Origin of the sequence: Erythrobacter sp. NFXS35 (genome assembly GCF_040148725.1) — a bacterium.
Classification (GTDB): Bacteria; Pseudomonadota; Alphaproteobacteria; order Sphingomonadales; family Sphingomonadaceae; genus Erythrobacter.
The window spans coordinates 37,573-54,295 of the sequence record NZ_JAGDEB010000001.1; the positions used below are offsets into that span (position 1 = coordinate 37,573).

The window sequence follows — 16,723 nt, forward strand, 5'->3', positions numbered from 1 at the left end:
CCGCGCAGGCGGGGATCTCGTGCCGCAGGCGGTTTCGCTTGTGGTCTGAGGCCCCCGCCTTCGCGGGGACTCACATGGGTTGGCGGTTTGTCTCATTCCCCCTTCATCGTCCGGCACCCGTTCCACCCTCATCAGGTGAAGTGAGAACTAATGCCGACAATCAACCAGCTGGTCCGCAAGGGCCGCGTTCCGCAGAAGGCCAAGTCCAAGGTCCCTGCGATGGAGCAGAACCCGCAGAAGCGCGGCGTTTGCACCCGCGTTTACACGACGACCCCGAAGAAGCCGAACTCGGCATTGCGCAAGGTGGCCAAGGTTCGCCTGACCAATCAGCGCGAAGTCATCAGCTACATCCCCGGTGAAGGCCACAACCTGCAGGAACACAGCGTTGTGCTGATCCGCGGCGGGCGTGTGCGCGATCTTCCCGGCGTGCGTTACCACGTCCTGCGCGGCGTGCTCGACACGCAGGGTGTGAAGGACCGCAAGCAGTCGCGTTCGAAGTACGGCGCCAAGCGTCCGAAGTAATCGGGTTTTCGTGCGCTCCCGCGAAGGCGGGAGCCTCCCGCCGCAGGCACTATGCCAGCGGCCTGAGATCCCCGCCTGCGCGGGGATGCGCAATGGATAAGGAAGAAGTCCAATGTCACGTCGTCGTCGTCCCGAAAAGCGGGTCATCCTGCCCGATCCCCAGTACGGGGATCAGATCCTGTCGAAGTTCATGAACAACCTCATGCTCGACGGTAAGAAGGCTGTTGCCGAAAAGATCGTCTATGGCGCTCTGGCCACGGTGGAAACGAAGGCCAAGGCCGATCCGATCCAGCTGTTCCACGATGCGCTGAACAATGTGAAGCCGCAGGTCGAAGTGCGCAGCCGCCGCGTTGGCGGTGCGACGTACCAGGTGCCGGTGGAAGTGCGTCCCGAACGTGCTCAGGCGCTGGCGATCCGCTGGCTGATCACGGCGGCGCGCGGTCGTCCGGAAACCACCATGTCGGCGCGTCTTTCGGGCGAGCTGATGGATGCCGCCAACAATCGCGGCAACGCGGTGAAGAAGCGTGAAGACACCCACCGTATGGCTGACGCCAACCGGGCCTTCTCGCACTACCGTTGGTAACAGATTGTGGGTTGGCCTGAAGCGGCGTCTTCCGGCTGACACAATCGTCACTATATGGGGGCCGTACCGCTGACCCGGCGGCCCCCGACAGACGCTTAAGGAAACAACTATGGCCCGCGAGTATCCGCTGGAGCGCTATCGCAATATCGGCATCATGGCGCACATCGATGCCGGCAAGACCACCACGACCGAGCGTATCCTCTATTACACCGGCAAATCCTACAAGATCGGCGAAGTGCACGATGGCGCGGCGACGATGGACTGGATGGAGCAGGAGCAGGAGCGCGGGATCACGATCACCTCGGCCGCGACCACGACCTTCTGGACCGCCGAAGATGCGACCATGGATCCGATGTCGGACCCCGACGCACTGCGCGCGGACATGCCCAAGCACCGCATCAACATCATCGACACTCCAGGCCACGTCGACTTCACCATCGAAGTCGAACGCAGCTTGCGCGTGTTGGACGGCGCGGTCGCAGTGTTCGACGGCGTTGCCGGTGTGGAACCGCAGTCCGAAACCGTGTGGCGTCAGGCAGACAAGTACGGCGTGCCGCGCATGTGCTTCATCAACAAGCTGGATCGCACCGGCGCAGACTTCTATTACTGTGTGCAGTCGATCATCGATCGCCTCGGCGCGAAGCCGCTGGTGCTGTACCTTCCGATCGGTGCAGAGAGCAATCTCGAGGGCGTTGTCGACCTCGTCAACAACCGTGGGATCGTGTGGCGGGACGAAAGCCTCGGCGCGAAGTACGAATTCATCGAGATCCCCGCCGATCTCGCCGACAAGGCAGCCGAATATCGCGAGCGCCTGATCGAGACTGCCGTCGAGCAGGACGACGACATCATGGAATCCTATCTCGAAGGTAATATTCCGGATGCAGCGACGCTCAAGGCGCTGATCCGCAAGGGCACCATGGCGCGCGCCTTCGTGCCCGTGCTGTGTGGTTCGGCGTTCAAGAACAAGGGCGTGCAGCCGCTGCTCGATGCAGTCGTCGACTACATGCCTTCGCCGCTCGACGTACCCGCGATCAAGGGCATCCTGCCCGACAGCGAAGAAGAGGCCGAGCGCCCGTCGAGCGACGATGCGCCGTTCGCTGCGCTGGCGTTCAAGATCATGAACGATCCGTTCGTCGGCTCGCTCACCTTCACCCGCATCTATTCGGGTCGTCTGGCCAAGGGTCAGGTCCTGAACTCGGTGAAGGACAAGAAGGAAAAGATCGGCCGCATGTTGCTGATGCACTCCAACAACCGCGAAGATATCGATGAGGCATTTGCCGGCGATATCGTGGCGCTGGCGGGCATGAAGGACACCACCACCGGTGACACCCTGTGCGACATGGCCCATCCCATTATCCTTGAGCGGATGGAATTCCCCGAGCCGGTGATCGAGCTCTCGGTCGAACCCAAGACCAAGGCCGACCAGGAAAAGATGGGCATCGCGCTCAATCGTCTGGCGCAGGAAGACCCTTCGTTCCGGGTGTCGACCGACCACGAAAGCGGTCAGACGATCATCAAGGGCATGGGCGAACTGCACCTCGACATTCTGGTCGACCGTATGAAGCGCGAGTTCAAGGTCGAGGCCAATGTCGGCGCGCCGCAGGTGGCCTACCGTGAATACCTCGCTCGTGAAGTCGATGTCGATTACACCCACAAGAAGCAGTCGGGTGGCTCGGGCCAGTTCGGCCGCGTCAAGGTCACCGTCATCCCCGGTGAGCGCGGTCAGGGCGTGATCTTCGAAGATGTGATCAAGGGCGGTAACATTCCGCGTGAATACATCCCGGCGATCGAAAAGGGCTTCCGTGAACAGGCTGCCAGCGGGCACCTGGTCGGCTTCCCGATCATCGATTTCAGCATCAAGCTGACCGATGGTGCGTACCACGACGTCGACTCGAGCGCGATCGCGTTCGAAATCGCCGCACGCGGTGCGATGCGTGAAGTCGCGCAGAAGGCCGGGATCAAGCTGCTCGAGCCGATCATGAAGGTCGAAGTGGTGACTCCGGATGATTATCTGGGCGACGTCATCGGCGATCTTAACTCGCGGCGCGGGCAGATCCAGGGCACCGACACGCGGGGCAATGCACAGGCGGTCGAGGCGTTCGTCCCGCTCGCCAACATGTTCGGCTACGTCAACGAACTGCGCTCGTTCACGCAAGGGCGCGCCAACTACTCAATGCAGTTCTCGCACTATGACGAGGTTCCGGCCAACGTCGCAGCCGAGGTCAAGGAGAAACTTGCCTAAGCCGACCGATCGGTTTAGGGGCGGCGCCTGATTCAGCGGGCCCGCCGTTTTTCCCGCGAACACATCGTTTCATTCAAGAAGGTACACCAGAGAAATGGCTAAGGAAAAATTCCAGCGGAACAAGCCGCACTGCAACATCGGCACCATCGGTCACGTTGACCATGGAAAGACCACGCTGACGGCGGCGATCACCAAGGTAATGGCTGAAGTCTACGGCGGCGCCGCGGTGGATTTCGCCAACATCGACAAGGCTCCCGAAGAGCGTGAGCGCGGGATCACCATCTCGACCGCACACGTCGAGTACGAATCGGCTGCGCGTCACTATGCGCACGTCGATTGCCCGGGCCACGCCGACTACGTGAAGAACATGATTACCGGTGCCGCCCAGATGGACGGCGCGATCCTGGTCGTGAACGCTGCCGACGGCCCAATGCCCCAGACCCGCGAGCACATCCTGCTCGCCCGTCAGGTCGGCGTGCCGGCGCTGGTCGTGTACATGAACAAGGTCGATCAGGTCGACGACGAAGAAATCCTCGAGCTGGTCGAACTCGAAGTGCGTGAACTGCTTTCGTCGTACGACTTCGACGGTGACAACATTCCGATCGTCAAGGGTTCGGCTCTGGCCGCTCTCGAAGGTCGCGATGACAACATCGGCAAGGATTCGATCATTGCCCTGATCGAAGCCGTCGACAGCTTCATCCCGCAGCCCGATCGTCCGGTCGACAAGCCGTTCCTGATGCCGATCGAAGACGTGTTCTCGATCTCGGGTCGCGGCACCGTGGTGACCGGCCGTATCGAAACCGGCATCGTCAACGTTGGTGACGAAGTCGAAATCGTCGGCATCAAGGACACTCGCAAGACCACCGTGACCGGCGTCGAAATGTTCCGCAAGCTGCTCGATCGCGGTGAAGCTGGCGACAACGTCGGTGCCCTGATCCGCGGCGTCGCCCGTGAAGACGTCGAGCGTGGCCAGGTGCTGTGCAAGCCCGGTTCGGTAAAGCCGCACACCGAGTTCGAAGCCGAAGTCTACGTGCTGTCGAAGGACGAAGGTGGCCGTCACACGCCGTTCTTCGCCAACTACCGCCCGCAGTTCTACTTCCGCACGACCGACGTGACCGGTGAAGTGGTTCTTCCCGAAGGCACCGAAATGGTGATGCCGGGCGACAACGTCTCGATCGGTGTCAAGCTGATCGCGCCGATCGCCATGGACGAAGGCCTCCGCTTCGCTATTCGCGAAGGCGGCCGCACCGTCGGCTCGGGCGTGGTTGCGAAGATCACCAAGTAAGGTTCTGCTCCCGCTGGGGGCGTAACTGAACGCATTTCAGGCTCGGCCGCTCGGATGAGCTGCCGGGCCTTTTTGTGAGGAGCGGGCAGGGTACAAGCGGGCGGGGGCTGGCGGATTGGTGTGGTCGTTTCACGGTCACGCAATTTCCTTGCCAATGCCCCTTGCCAGAATCCTACACGCTCCGTATAGGCGCGCATCCGCAGACGAGATTCGTCCCGTTTGTTACAAGTTTTGAAGAAGGCCGCCCGCTCTCGGGAAACCGGAATGCAGCGGGGCCGGCCTTTGTTTTTGGGAAATGTCGGACGTTCGGCAGATCCTTGGCTCTTTCGCATCGGTACAGGACATGGAAGCTCAGAATATCCGCATTCGCCTCAAGGCGTTCGACCACCGCGTTCTGGATCAGGCCACCGGCGAAATCGCCGACACGGCCCGTCGGACCGGCGCTCTTATTCGTGGCCCCATTCCGCTGCCGACGCGTATTGAGAAGTTCACCGTGAACCGCGGTCCGCACGTCGACAAGAAGTCGCGCGAGCAGTTCGAGGTGCGCACCTACAAGCGGCTGCTCGACATCGTGCAGCCCAACGCCCAGACTGTGGACGCGCTGATGAAGCTCGATCTGGCAGCTGGCGTGAACGTTGAAATCAAGCTGGCGTAAGCCGGCCGAAATGCCCCCGCTTCGGCAGGGGCCTCTATCGTTGAGGTTCAGTCCCCTTTGAAAGGGTGGCGCCTCACCTGACGATAGGGTGGATACCGCCGGATACTTATCCGGGCTGCGTCCCCCGTCTCGCTCCAGCGGCCATTCCGGCCTGCCAGAGCACTCAGCCCGGACGGGGCGATGTATGACAATTTGGGCTGAATGGGGCTGCGGCGTTTTGCGTCGCGGTCTCACACGCACCTGCGGATGGTCTGCAGGTGCCTCTGTTGAGGAGTAACTGACGATGCGCACCGGCGTTATCGCAAAGAAAGTCGGGATGACCCGCCTCTTCCAGGAGGATGGACGGCACGTGCCCGTAACCGTTCTCGCCTTGGAAGATTGCCAGGTGGTTTCGCACCGCACCGCTGACCGCGATGGTTATTTCGCGGTCCAGCTCGGCGCGGGCGAAGCCAAGCAGAAGAACGTTGCCAAGCCGCAGCGTGAACATTTCGCCAAGGCCGATGTCGGCCTGAAAAAGCGCGTCGCTGAATTCCGCGTCGAAGACGCCGATGGCCTCGTGCCGGTCGGCTCGACCATCAGCGCCGAACATTTCATCGCTGGCCAGATGGTTGACATCACCGGCCACACGCAGGGCAAGGGCTTTGCCGGCGCCATGAAGCGTTGGGGCTTCGGCGGTATGCGCGCGACCCACGGCGTTTCGATCTCGCACCGTGCTCACGGTTCGACCGGTCAGCGCCAGGATCCCGGCAAGGTGTTCAAGGGCAAGAAGATGGCCGGCCACATGGGCGACCGTCAGCGCACCCAGCAGAACCTCGAGATCGTCCGTACGGATGCCGAGCGTGGTCTGCTGTTCGTCAAGGGCTCGGTTCCCGGCGCGAAGAATGGTTGGCTGCTGGTTCGTGACGCTGTGAAGCTGCCGCTGCCCGAAGGTGTTCCGTTCCCCGGCGCCGTGCTGTCGAGGCACGCTCCGCAGGCCGAAGAGACCCCCTCGGTGGCCGAAACGGCTGCTGAAGACGTGGTCGCGGTTGAAGCTGTCGAAGCCGACGCTCCGGCCACCGACGAAAATAAGGAAGGCTGAGCCATGAAGATTAAGGTTCAGAACATCGATGGCAAGGCGCTGAAGGGCGCTGACATCGAGCTTTCGGACGAAGTGTTCGGCATTGAGCCGCGCGCCGACATCCTGCATCGGGTCGTGACCTGGCAGCTCGAAAACCGCCGCGGCACTGCCCGCCCGACGCGTGAGCGTTCGGACGTGGCCCGCACCGGCAAGAAGTTCGGCAAGCAGAAGGGCGGCGGTACCGCTCGTCACGGCGACCGCGCAGCTCCGATCTTCATCGGCGGCGGCAAGGCCCACGGCGCGCGCAAGCGTGAGTTCGAGCAGTCGCTCAACAAGAAGATCCGTGCGCTCGGTCTCAAGATGGCGCTGTCGTCCAAGGCGAAGGATGGTCTGGTGATCGTCGACAGCCTCGAACTGTCGGATGGCAAGACCAAGGTGCTCAAGGGTCACCTCGCCAATGCCGGACTTTCGGGCAAGGTTCTGGTGATCGACGGCGAACAGGTCGATGCCGGTTTCAAGAAGGCCGCTGGCAACCTGCCGGGCATCAACGTGATGCCGGCGATGGGCGCCAACGTCTATGACATCCTCAATCACGATACGCTGGTGCTGACCAAGGCCGCTGTCGAAAAGCTGGAGGCGCGCTTCAATGGCTAAGAAACAGACCGTCGATGCGCGTCATTACGACGTGATCCTCGCGCCCCACATCACTGAAAAGTCGACGCTCGCGTCGGAACACAATGCTGTGGTCTTCAAGGTCGCGGGCACCGCGACCAAGCCGCAGATCAAGGAAGCCATCGAAGCGATCTACGACAAGAAGGTCGTTTCGGTGAACACCCTGATCATGAAGGGCAAGACAAAGCGCTGGAAGGGCAAGCCCTACACTCGCTCCGACGTGAAGAAGGCCATCGTCACCCTCGCCGAGGGTGAAATGATCGACATCACCAGCGGTATCTGAGGCCGAGGGACAGGAAACGAACAATGGCACTCAAGAATTACAAGCCAACCAGTCCCGCCCGGCGCGGTCTGATCCTGGTCGACAAGACCGCCCTGTGGAAGGGCAAGCCTGTCAAGGCGCTTACCGAAGGCAAGCGCAAGACCGGCGGCCGTAACAACAAGGGCCATGTGACCTCGCGCGGCATCGCCGGTGGTCACAAGCAGAAGTACCGCTTCATCGACTTCAAGCGTCGCAAGTGGGACATGCCGGCTACTGTCGAGCGGATGGAATATGACCCCAACCGCACCGCCTTCATCGCGCTGGTGAAGTACGAGGACGGCGAACAGGCCTACATTCTGGCTCCGCAGCGTCTCGCCGTCGGCGATTCTGTTGTGGCTGGCGAAAAGGTCGACACCAAGCCGGGCAACGCGATGCTGTTGGGTCAGATGCCGGTCGGCACAATCTGCCACAATGTCGAGATGAAGCCGGGCAAGGGCGGCCAGATCGCCCGTTCGGCCGGCACCTATGTGCAGGTCGTCGGCCGTGACCGTGCGATGGTGATCGTGCGTCTGAACTCGGGCGAGCAGCGTTACCTGCGCGCCGATTGCATGGGCACTGTGGGCGCGGTGTCGAACCCCGACAACGCCAACCAGAACTTTGCCAAGGCCGGTCGCACCCGTTGGAAGGGCCGTCGCCCGCTGACGCGCGGCGTAGCGAAGAACCCGGTCGATCACCCGCACGGCGGTGGTGAAGGCCGGACCTCGGGCGGTCGCCATCCGGTGACCCCGTGGGGCAAGCCGACCAAGGGTGCTCGCACTCGCCACAACAAGCAGACGGACAAGATGATCATCCGTTCGCGTCACGCGAAGAAGAAGAGGTAAAAGACGATGGCACGTTCCGTCTGGAAAGGTCCGTTTGTCGAGCTGAGCCTTCTGAAGAAGGCTGAGAGCGCGCAGGAAGCGAGCAACACCAAGCCGATCAAGACCTGGTCGCGTCGCTCCACCATCCTGCCGCAGTTCGTCGGGCTCACCTTCACTGTTTATAACGGGCACAAGTTCATTCCCGTTTCTGTTTCGGAAGAAATGGTCGGCCACAAGCTCGGTGAATTTGCGCCTACGCGCACCTTCCCCGGTCACGCTGCCGACAAGAAGGGCAAGCGCTAATGGGCAAGGCTAAGGCACCCCGCCGCGTGGGCGACAACGAGGCGCTGGCCGTCGGCACCACGATCCGTGGTTCGGCGCAGAAGCTCAACCTCGTTGCAGCCCTGATCCGCGGCAAGAAAGCAGAAGAGGCGTTGAACATTCTCGCCTTTTCAAAGCGGGCAATGGCGCGCGATGCGAGCAAGGTGCTTGCCTCGGCGATCGCCAATGCTGAAAACAACCACAATCTCGATGTCGATGCGCTGGTCGTGGCGGAAGCCTCGGTCGGCAAGTCGGTGACGATGAAGCGGTTCCACACCCGCGGTCGCGGCAAGTCGACCCGCATCCTCAAGCCGTTCTCACGGCTGCGGATCGTGGTTCGCGAAGCAGAAGAGGCGTAAGATGGGCCAGAAGAGCAATCCGATCGGTCTGCGCCTGCAGATCAACCGCACCTGGGACAGCCGCTGGTACGCCGAAGGGCGTGACTATGCGCAGCTGCTCAAGGAAGACCTTGCGATCCGCAAGTACGTGATGGAAAACCTGCCGCAGGCAGCGATTTCCAAGGTCGTGATCGAGCGCCCGGCTAAGCTGTGCCGCGTATCGATCTATGCCGCACGTCCCGGCGTGATCATCGGCAAGAAGGGCGCAGACATCGAAAAGCTGCGTTCGAAGCTGGCGACCATGACGCCGAGCGAAGTGAAGCTGAACATCGTTGAAATCCGCAAGCCGGAAATCGATGCCAAGCTCGTTGCGCAGGGCATTGCCGATCAGCTGGTGCGCCGCGTGGCGTTCCGCCGGGCGATGAAGCGCGCAATGCAGTCAGCGATGCGGCTCGGCGCAGAGGGCATCAAGATCACCTGCGGCGGTCGTTTGGGCGGCGCAGAAATCGCGCGGGTTGAATCCTATCGTGAGGGCCGGGTCCCGGCGCACACGCTGCGTGCGAACATCGATTACGCTGATGCCGAGGCGCTGACCGCCTACGGGATCATCGGTATCAAAGTGTGGATCTTCAAGGGCGAGATTCTCGCCCATGATCCCACCGCGCAGGACCGCCTGATGATGGAAGCGCAGACTTCCGGCGTCCGGCCGGCTCGTTGAGGTAACAGACCATGCTGCAACCTAAAAAACACAAGTTCCGTAAGGCCTTCAAAGGTCGGATCAAGGGCGAAGCAAAGGGTGGCACCACCCTCAACTTCGGTTCCTATGGCCTCAAGGCGCTTGAACCCGAACGGATCACCGCGCGCCAGATCGAGGCGGCCCGCCGCGCGATCACGCGTCACATCAAGCGACAGGGCCGTCTCTGGATCCGCATCTTCCCGGATGTTCCGGTGTCGAAGAAGCCTGCCGAGGTCCGTCAGGGCAAGGGCAAGGGTTCGGTCGAATACTGGGCTGCACGGGTGAAGCCGGGCCGCATCCTGTTCGAACTCGATGGCGTGGCGGGTCCGCTCGCTGCCGAAGCGTTCGAACGTGCGGCGATGAAGCTGCCGATCAAGACCAAGGTTGTCGCCCGTCTGGGTGACACCAGCCACCTGGGAGGCGAATAATGGCCGACTTTGCGGACCTTCGCACCAAGACCGACGATCAACTGTCCGCTGAGCTCACCGAGTTGAAGCGCGAGCAGTACAATCTGCGGTTCCAGGCTGCGACCAACCAGCTCGAAGCCCCGTCGCGTATCCGTCAGGTGCGCCGGAGCATTGCGCAGATCAAGACGCTGCAAAACGAGCGTGCGGCGAAAGCCGGCGCCGTGAAGGCTTGAGGAGTTAACAATGCCGAAGCGAATCCTCGTCGGGACTGTTACTTCCGACAAGACCAACAAGACCGTGACCGTGAAGGTCGAACGCAAGGTGAAGCACCCGCTCTACGGGAAGATCATCCGGCGCTCGAAGAAGTATCACGCGCATGACGAAAACAACGAATTCACCGTGGGCGATGTCGTCCGGATCGAAGAGACCCGGCCGATTTCGAAGACCAAGACCTGGGCCGTGAAGGACCGGGTCATCGCGGGCGGCACGCAGGCGGTCGAGGCTGATCTCGACGTCGCGGAAGCCGGTAACTGAATTAGACGTAAACGGAACTGCCGGGCCCCAGTCGGATTGGGCGTCCCGGAAAGCCAGTGAGAAGGAACCGGATCGATGATCCAGATGCAATCCAATCTCGACGTCGCGGACAACAGCGGCGCCAAGCGCGTCCAGTGCATCAAGGTGCTGGGCGGGTCGAAGCGTCGTACCGCGGGCGTTGGCGACGTGATCGTCGTCTCCATCAAGGAGGCGCAGCCGCGCGCGAAGGTCAAGAAGGGTGATGTTCACCGCGCAGTGATCGTGCGCACCCGCAAGGATGTGCGCCGTCCCGACGGCACCGTCATCCGCTTCGACACCAATGCTGCGGTGCTCGTGAACAAGAACGAGGAGCCGATCGGCACCCGTATCTTTGGCCCGGTGGTGCGCGAACTGCGTGGCCGCGGCTTCATGAAGATCATCAGCCTTGCGCCGGAGGTGCTGTAATGTCGGCCGCCAAGATCAAGAAGGGTGACAGCGTCGTCGTGCTGTCGGGCAAGGACAAGGGCCGCACCGGTACGGTCGCTCAGGTCATGCCCAAGGATGGCAAGGTCGTCGTCGACGGCGTCAATGTCGTCGCCCGTCACCGTAAGCCCAGCCAGGCGAACCCGCAGGGTGGCATCGACCGGTTCCCGGCTCCGATGCACATCTCCAAGGTCGCTCTGGCTGATCCCAAGGATGGCAAGCCCACCCGCGTCCGGTTTGAAACCAAGGACGGCAAGAAGGTGCGCGTTGCTGTGAAGAGTGGGGAGACCATCAATGGCTGATGCCACCTATTCGCCGCGGATGAAGGCGAAATACGACGCCGAAATCGTCGCTGCGATGACCGAAAAGTTCGGTTACAAGAACCGCCTCGAAGTCCCCAAGCTGCTGAAGATCACGCTCAACATGGGTGTGGGCGAAGCGAGCCAGGACAAGAAGAAGGTGCAGACCGCTGCCGAGGAAATGGCGCTGATCGCCGGCCAGAAGCCGGTCATCACGATCGCCAAGAAGTCGATCGCCCAGTTCAAGCTGCGCGAAGGCATGCCGATCGGTTGCAAGGTCACCTTGCGTCGTGACCGCATGTACGAATTTCTCGATCGGCTCGTGACTGTCGCCATGCCGCGCATCCGCGACTTCCGTGGGCTCAACCCGCGTTCGTTCGACGGTCGTGGCAACTATGCGATGGGGCTGAAGGAACAGATCGTGTTCCCGGAAATCAGCTACGACCGTATCGAGAAGGTGCGTGGGATGGACATCATTGTCACCACCACCGCCAAGACCGACGAGGAGGCGCTGGAATTGCTGCGTCTGTTCGGCTTCCCTTTCCCGAGCGAAGCCAAGACTGAAGAGAAGGAGGCGGCGTGAGCCGTTTCCCCGTAGAGACACGAAAGAAGAGAGCTTAAGTCCATGGCGAAACTGAGTTCGATCAACAAGAACGAACGCCGCAAGAAGCTCGTGAAGCAGTACGCTGCGAAGTACGAAAAGCTTAAGGCGATCGCAAATGACACCTCCCTTGACGAGACCGAGCGCCTTGTCGCTCGGCTCAAGATGGCGGAGCTGCCGCGCAATGCGAACCCGACCCGGGTTCGCAACCGTTGCGCGACCACCGGCCGCCCGCGCGGCTATTACCGCAAGTTCGGCATCAACCGTATCGAACTGCGCGAACTGGGTAACAGCGGGATGATTCCCGGTCTGACCAAGTCGAGCTGGTGAGGACAACATAGATGGCTATGACCGATCCCTTGGGTGACATGCTCACCCGCATCCGCAACGGCCAGCGTGCGAAGAAGGACTCCGTCCTTACGCCCGCCAGCAACCTGCGCGCCAACGTGCTCGAAGTGCTTCAGCGCGAGGGCTACATTCGTGGCTTCTCCGAAGATACTTCGGGCAAGCACAAGGCGCTGCGGATCGAACTGAAGTATTTCGAAGGCGAGCCCGCGATCAAGCACGTGGCGCGCGTCTCCAAGCCTGGCCGCCGCGTCTATTCGGGTTCGAAGGAACTTCCGACGATCCGCAACGGCCTTGGCATTACCATCGTCTCGACGCCGCGCGGCGTGCTTTCGGATGCCGAAGCACGGACGCACAATGTCGGTGGCGAAGTGCTGGCGGAGGTGTTCTGATGAGCCGCATCGGCAAAAAGCCGGTGGCGATCCCGGGAGGGGTTTCGGCCACCATCGACAATGGCACGCTGAGCGTGAAGGGCCCGAAGGGCACCTTGACGCTGGGCCTGTCCGATCTCATCGACTACAAGGTCGAAGAGGGCGAGATCCTGGTCAAGCCGGCCAATGACAGCAAGCAGGCGCGGGCCTTCTGGGGCATGCAGCGCACGCTGGTCTCGAACCTGGTCGAAGGTGTGACCGCAGGTTTCACCAAGACCCTCGTCATCAAGGGCGTCGGCTATCGTGCGAATGCGCAGGGTCGCAATCTGAAGCTGCAGCTCGGCTACAGCCACGATGTCGATCTTCCGGTGCCGGAAGGTCTCGAGGTAAAGACCCCGGATCAGACCACGATCGAAGTGTCGGGTATCGACAAACAGTCCGTGGGCCAATTCGCCGCCGAAATCCGCCGCTGGCGCAAGCCTGAGCCTTACAAGGGCAAGGGTATCGCCTATCGCGGCGAGTACATCTTCCGCAAGGAAGGGAAGAAGAAGTAAGATGGCAAAGCTTTCCCTTTTCGAACGCCGTCGTCGCCGCGTCCGCACTGCGCTTCGTGCGCGTGCTGGCGGCAAGCCGCGTCTGTCCGTTCACCGCACTGGTCGCCACATTTACGCTCAGGTCATCGACGATGCTGCCGGCCGCACCGTGGCCGCTGCCTCGACGCTGGGCGTCGACAACAGCGGCGCCAACATCGCGGCTGCTGCCGAAGTCGGCAAGCTGATCGCCGAGGCTGCCAAGAAGGCAGGCGTGACCACTGTCGTGTTTGATCGCGGCGGGTTCCTGTTCCATGGCCGCGTCAAGGCGCTGGCCGATGCCGCCCGCGAAGGCGGGCTGGAGTTCTGATGATGGCCGATAACGCAAACACCGAGAACACCGAAGCCCAGACCGAGGTGCCCGCAGTGGCAACCACCCCTTCGGAAGCGGCCGACAACCAGTCGCCGGCGCAGGCCGGTGATGGTAATGCGCGCCAGGGCCAGGGCCAAGGCCGTGGTCGCGGTCGTGGCGGCAACCGCGAAGGCGGCGGCCCCGGCGGCGGAGACCGCGGACGCGGTCGCGGCGGTCGTGACAACAACCGCGGCGGTCGGCAGGAAGAAGATGACGGCATCATCGAAAAGCTGGTGCACATCAACCGCGTCTCCAAGACCGTGAAGGGCGGCAAGCGCTTCGGCTTTGCTGCGCTGGTCGTGGTTGGCGACGGGCAGGGGCGCGTCGGCTTCGGCCATGGCAAGGCCCGCGAAGTGCCGGAAGCCATCACCAAGGCGACTGCGGCTGCACGCAAGAAGATGATTCGCGTCTCGCTCAAGGAAGGTCGCACGCTGCACCACGATGGCAATGGCCGTTTCGGTGCGGGCAAGGTGACCCTGCGCAGCGCGCCTCCGGGGACCGGCATCATCGCCGGCGGTCCGATGCGCGCCGTGTTCGAAAGCCTGGGCGTGGCGGACGTGGTGACCAAGTCGGTCGGCACGTCGAACCCCTACAACATGATCCGCGCTACCTTCGACGCGCTGTCCGAGCAGACTTCGCCGAAGTCGGTCGCCCAGCGTCGCGGCAAGAAGGTCGCCGACCTGCTGGGTCGCGGCGGGTCGAGTGCAGCTGAGGCGGAAGCCGATGCTGCCGCGCTGACCGAATAAGAAGGGCGTGGAGTAACACAAGATGGCAACCATCAAGATCAAGCAGGTCGGTTCGCCGATCCGTCGTCCCGAAAGCCAGCGCAAGATCCTCATCGGTCTCGGGCTGAACAAGATGCACAAGATCGTCGAGCGTCAGGACACCCCTGAAGTTCGCGGTGCGATCGCCAAGATCCCGCATCTCGTGCAGGTGGTCGACTGAATTTCGTGTGGCGGGGAGGGGTACGCTCTCCCTCGTCATCCCGGCGAAGGCTGGGATCCAGTGCGGTCAGCGCGTCCGTTCTGAGGCATAGCTAACATCAGGCTCCCGCAATCGCCGGGGCAAACTCAAGCGAGTGCACACTATGAAACTGAATGACATCCGCGACAATCCCGGTGCCCGCAACGGCCGAATCCGCGTCGGACGCGGTATCGGCTCGGGTAAGGGCAAGACCTCAGGACGCGGCCAGAAGGGCCAGAAGAGCCGTTCGGGCGTTGCCGTCAAGGGCTTCGAGGGCGGCCAGATGCCGTTGCACATGCGGCTGCCGAAGCGCGGCTTCAACAACCCGTTTGGCAAGGATTATGCCGAGGTGAACACCGGCATGATCCAGAAGTTCATCGACGCGGGCAAGCTCGACACCAAGGGGACCATCACCGAAGACGCGCTGCGGGCTGCTGGCCTCGTACGCGGTGGCAAGGATGGTGTGCGGCTTCTGGGCAAGGGTGAGATCACCGCGAAGGCAACTTTCGCCGTGACCGGCGCTACCAAGGGCGCGATTGCAGCGGTCGAAAAGGCTGGTGGCAGCGTCGAGGTGGCTCCGGCCGCGACTCCTGAGCACGAGAAAAAGCAGGCCCGCCGCGAAGCCAACACGGCTGCCAAGGCCGCCAAGGCGAAGTAATCGACGAAATGGTGAGCGCGGGGGTTCGACAAGAGCCCCTGCGCTCCCTATTTACGCTCTCGCGCGTTGGAGCGTTGCTCAGGCAACAGGGCATTCGCCTACCCTTCGGCGCACAAGAGACGGCCTGCAGTGATGGTGCCGGACGGGTACCGCCGCAGAGCCAAGAGCTAGGATCGATGAGACGACATGGCATCACGCGCCGATAATATCGCGAGCAACCTGAACCTCGGCAACTTCGCCAAGGCGACCGAGCTTAAGCAGCGCATCTGGTTCACCATCGGCGCGCTGGTGGTGTTCCGGTTCCTTAGCTTCGTGCCGCTCCCCGGCGTAAACCCGCTGATCCTGGGCGAACTCTACGATCAGACCCGCGGCACCATCCTCGACATGTTCAACGCCTTTTCTGGCGGCGCGTTGTCGCAGATGAGCATTATCGCGCTCGGCGTGATGCCCTATATCACCGCCTCGATCGTGGTGCAGATGGCGTCTGCCCTGCACCCGACGCTCTCGGCTCTCAAGAAAGAGGGCGCGTCCGGGCGGCAGAAGCTGAACCAGTACACGCGCTATGGCACCGTGTTCCTGTGCGCCATTCAGGGCTACTTTCTGGCCGTGGGCCTTGAAACCTATGCCGCACAAAGCGGCCTCGCCGCGGTGGTCAACCCGGGTTACATGTTCCGCATCGGCGCGGTGATCAACCTTGTCGGCGGGACGATGTTCCTGCTGTGGCTGGGTGAACAGATCACCAGTCGCGGAATCGGCAACGGCGTTTCGCTGATCATCATGGCGGGTATCGTTTCGCAGTTCCCGACTTTTGCCACCAACCTGTTCGAAGGCGGGCGCACCGGCTCCATCGCTCCGGCGATCATTATCGGCTTCATCGTCATGGTGGTGATCCTCATCCTCGGCATCTCGTTCATGGAACGGGCGCAGCGCCGCCTGCTGATCCAGTACCCCAAGCGGGCAACGCAGAACGGCATGATGCAGGCGGACCGTTCGCACCTGCCGCTCAAGATCAACACCGCAGGCGTGATCCCGCCGATTTTCGCCAGTTCGCTGCTGCTGCTGCCGCTGACGATTTCGAGCTTTGCGGGCAATTCGGTCGATTCCGACAGCACTTTTGGCGGCGCCATCCTGTGGCTCAACCAGTATCTCGCGCATGGGCAGCCGGTTTATATGCTGCTCTATGCCATCGGGATCATCTTCTTCTGCTTTTTCTACACGGCAGTGGTGTTCAACCCCGAGGAAACCGCGGACAATCTGAAGAAGAACGGCGGCTTCATTCCCGGCATCCGTCCGGGCAAGCGCACAGCAGATTACCTCGAATATGTCCTCACCCGCATCACGGTGGTCGGCGCAATCTATCTGACACTGGTCTGCGTCATACCGGAGTACATGATCGCCCAGACCGGGATTCCGCTGTTCCTCGGCGGCACCAGCCTTTTGATTGTCGTCAACGTTACGGTCGACACGATCAGCCAGGTCCAGTCGCATCTTCTGGCGCACCAGTATGGCGATCTCATCAAGAAGGCCAAACTCAAGGGTCGGATGCGCTGATATCAGACGGAAGTCTGCTTGACGTGTCGCCACGCTTGGTTGAACCCGCAGTTCTGA

26 protein-coding genes are annotated in these 16,723 nt (G+C 61.9%); all 26 read left to right on the forward strand.

Annotation, left to right across the window (positions count from 1 at the left end; all coding sequences use genetic code 11):
* Positions 1-150: 150 nt before the first annotated feature.
* Complete coding sequence (gene rpsL / locus J3454_RS00190; protein ID WP_006831873.1) at positions 151-522, forward strand: 30S ribosomal protein S12; 372 nt, start codon at positions 151-153, stop codon at positions 520-522.
* 112 nt (positions 523-634) lie between these two features.
* Complete coding sequence (rpsG, locus tag J3454_RS00195; protein WP_349511758.1) at positions 635-1,105, forward strand: 30S ribosomal protein S7; 471 nt, start codon at positions 635-637, stop codon at positions 1,103-1,105.
* A 109-nt stretch (positions 1,106-1,214) separates the two neighbouring features.
* A complete protein-coding gene (fusA, locus tag J3454_RS00200) occupies positions 1,215-3,347 on the forward strand; it encodes an elongation factor G (protein ID WP_349511759.1) in 2,133 nt (710 codons plus the stop codon).
* A gap of 94 nt (positions 3,348-3,441) precedes the next feature.
* Positions 3,442-4,632, forward strand: a complete 1,191-nt coding sequence (gene tuf / locus J3454_RS00205; RefSeq protein ID WP_349511760.1) for an elongation factor Tu — start codon at positions 3,442-3,444, stop codon at positions 4,630-4,632.
* A gap of 343 nt (positions 4,633-4,975) precedes the next feature.
* Entirely contained in the window at positions 4,976-5,287 is a 312-nt protein-coding gene (rpsJ, locus tag J3454_RS00210; protein ID WP_017665146.1) for a 30S ribosomal protein S10, read from the forward strand.
* 283 nt (positions 5,288-5,570) lie between these two features.
* A complete protein-coding gene (rplC, locus tag J3454_RS00215) occupies positions 5,571-6,365 on the forward strand; it encodes a 50S ribosomal protein L3 (RefSeq protein WP_349511761.1) in 795 nt (264 codons plus the stop codon).
* Between the two features lie 3 nt (positions 6,366-6,368).
* Complete coding sequence (gene rplD, locus J3454_RS00220) at positions 6,369-6,998, forward strand: 50S ribosomal protein L4 (RefSeq protein ID WP_349511762.1); 630 nt, start codon at positions 6,369-6,371, stop codon at positions 6,996-6,998.
* Positions 6,991-7,299: a 50S ribosomal protein L23 gene (locus J3454_RS00225; protein WP_296715973.1), complete on the forward strand. Its 309-nt coding sequence runs from the start codon at positions 6,991-6,993 to the stop codon at positions 7,297-7,299. The genes rplD and J3454_RS00225 overlap by 8 nt, the downstream gene beginning before the upstream one ends.
* Before the next feature lie 23 nt (positions 7,300-7,322).
* Entirely contained in the window at positions 7,323-8,159 is an 837-nt protein-coding gene (rplB, locus tag J3454_RS00230) for a 50S ribosomal protein L2 (RefSeq protein ID WP_296715974.1), read from the forward strand.
* Between the two features lie 6 nt (positions 8,160-8,165).
* The gene (gene rpsS / locus J3454_RS00235; protein WP_296715975.1) at positions 8,166-8,441 is read left to right on the forward strand and encodes a 30S ribosomal protein S19; all 276 of its coding nucleotides are present in this window, start codon (positions 8,166-8,168) and stop codon (positions 8,439-8,441) included.
* Entirely contained in the window at positions 8,441-8,818 is a 378-nt protein-coding gene (gene rplV / locus J3454_RS00240) for a 50S ribosomal protein L22 (protein ID WP_072675056.1), read from the forward strand. Before rpsS ends, rplV begins: the two co-directional genes overlap by 1 nt.
* A gap of 1 nt (position 8,819) precedes the next feature.
* Positions 8,820-9,515, forward strand: coding sequence for a 30S ribosomal protein S3 (rpsC, locus tag J3454_RS00245; RefSeq protein WP_349511763.1), 696 nt, complete (start codon positions 8,820-8,822; stop codon positions 9,513-9,515).
* Between the two features lie 11 nt (positions 9,516-9,526).
* Positions 9,527-9,961 (forward strand): 50S ribosomal protein L16, encoded by a 435-nt coding sequence (gene rplP, locus J3454_RS00250; protein ID WP_349511764.1) that lies wholly within the window; start codon positions 9,527-9,529, stop codon positions 9,959-9,961.
* Positions 9,961-10,173: a 50S ribosomal protein L29 gene (rpmC, locus tag J3454_RS00255; RefSeq protein WP_349511765.1), complete on the forward strand. Its 213-nt coding sequence runs from the start codon at positions 9,961-9,963 to the stop codon at positions 10,171-10,173. Before rplP ends, rpmC begins: the two co-directional genes overlap by 1 nt.
* A 10-nt stretch (positions 10,174-10,183) precedes the next feature.
* Entirely contained in the window at positions 10,184-10,474 is a 291-nt protein-coding gene (rpsQ, locus tag J3454_RS00260) for a 30S ribosomal protein S17 (protein ID WP_296715984.1), read from the forward strand.
* Positions 10,475-10,549: 75 nt separating this feature from the next.
* Complete coding sequence (rplN, locus tag J3454_RS00265; protein WP_067405079.1) at positions 10,550-10,918, forward strand: 50S ribosomal protein L14; 369 nt, start codon at positions 10,550-10,552, stop codon at positions 10,916-10,918.
* Positions 10,918-11,238, forward strand: coding sequence for a 50S ribosomal protein L24 (gene rplX, locus J3454_RS00270; protein ID WP_349511766.1), 321 nt, complete (start codon positions 10,918-10,920; stop codon positions 11,236-11,238). The genes rplN and rplX overlap by 1 nt, the downstream gene beginning before the upstream one ends.
* Positions 11,231-11,818 (forward strand): 50S ribosomal protein L5, encoded by a 588-nt coding sequence (rplE, locus tag J3454_RS00275; RefSeq protein WP_349511767.1) that lies wholly within the window; start codon positions 11,231-11,233, stop codon positions 11,816-11,818. The genes rplX and rplE overlap by 8 nt, the downstream gene beginning before the upstream one ends.
* A 42-nt stretch (positions 11,819-11,860) precedes the next feature.
* Positions 11,861-12,166, forward strand: a complete 306-nt coding sequence (rpsN, locus tag J3454_RS00280; protein ID WP_349511768.1) for a 30S ribosomal protein S14 — start codon at positions 11,861-11,863, stop codon at positions 12,164-12,166.
* An 11-nt stretch (positions 12,167-12,177) separates the two neighbouring features.
* On the forward strand, positions 12,178-12,573 hold the full coding sequence (gene rpsH / locus J3454_RS00285; protein ID WP_349511769.1) for a 30S ribosomal protein S8: 396 nt from the start codon (positions 12,178-12,180) through the stop codon (positions 12,571-12,573).
* Positions 12,573-13,106 (forward strand): 50S ribosomal protein L6, encoded by a 534-nt coding sequence (gene rplF / locus J3454_RS00290; RefSeq protein ID WP_349511770.1) that lies wholly within the window; start codon positions 12,573-12,575, stop codon positions 13,104-13,106. Before rpsH ends, rplF begins: the two co-directional genes overlap by 1 nt.
* A 1-nt stretch (position 13,107) precedes the next feature.
* Positions 13,108-13,452, forward strand: a complete 345-nt coding sequence (rplR, locus tag J3454_RS00295; protein WP_349511771.1) for a 50S ribosomal protein L18 — start codon at positions 13,108-13,110, stop codon at positions 13,450-13,452.
* A complete protein-coding gene (gene rpsE, locus J3454_RS00300; RefSeq protein WP_349511772.1) occupies positions 13,452-14,240 on the forward strand; it encodes a 30S ribosomal protein S5 in 789 nt (262 codons plus the stop codon). Before rplR ends, rpsE begins: the two co-directional genes overlap by 1 nt.
* A gap of 22 nt (positions 14,241-14,262) precedes the next feature.
* The gene (gene rpmD / locus J3454_RS00305) at positions 14,263-14,439 is read left to right on the forward strand and encodes a 50S ribosomal protein L30 (protein WP_296715998.1); all 177 of its coding nucleotides are present in this window, start codon (positions 14,263-14,265) and stop codon (positions 14,437-14,439) included.
* Positions 14,440-14,581: 142 nt separating this feature from the next.
* Positions 14,582-15,115, forward strand: coding sequence for a 50S ribosomal protein L15 (gene rplO / locus J3454_RS00310; protein ID WP_349511773.1), 534 nt, complete (start codon positions 14,582-14,584; stop codon positions 15,113-15,115).
* A 186-nt stretch (positions 15,116-15,301) separates the two neighbouring features.
* A complete protein-coding gene (gene secY / locus J3454_RS00315; RefSeq protein WP_349511774.1) occupies positions 15,302-16,666 on the forward strand; it encodes a preprotein translocase subunit SecY in 1,365 nt (454 codons plus the stop codon).
* Positions 16,667-16,723 lie beyond the last annotated feature (57 nt).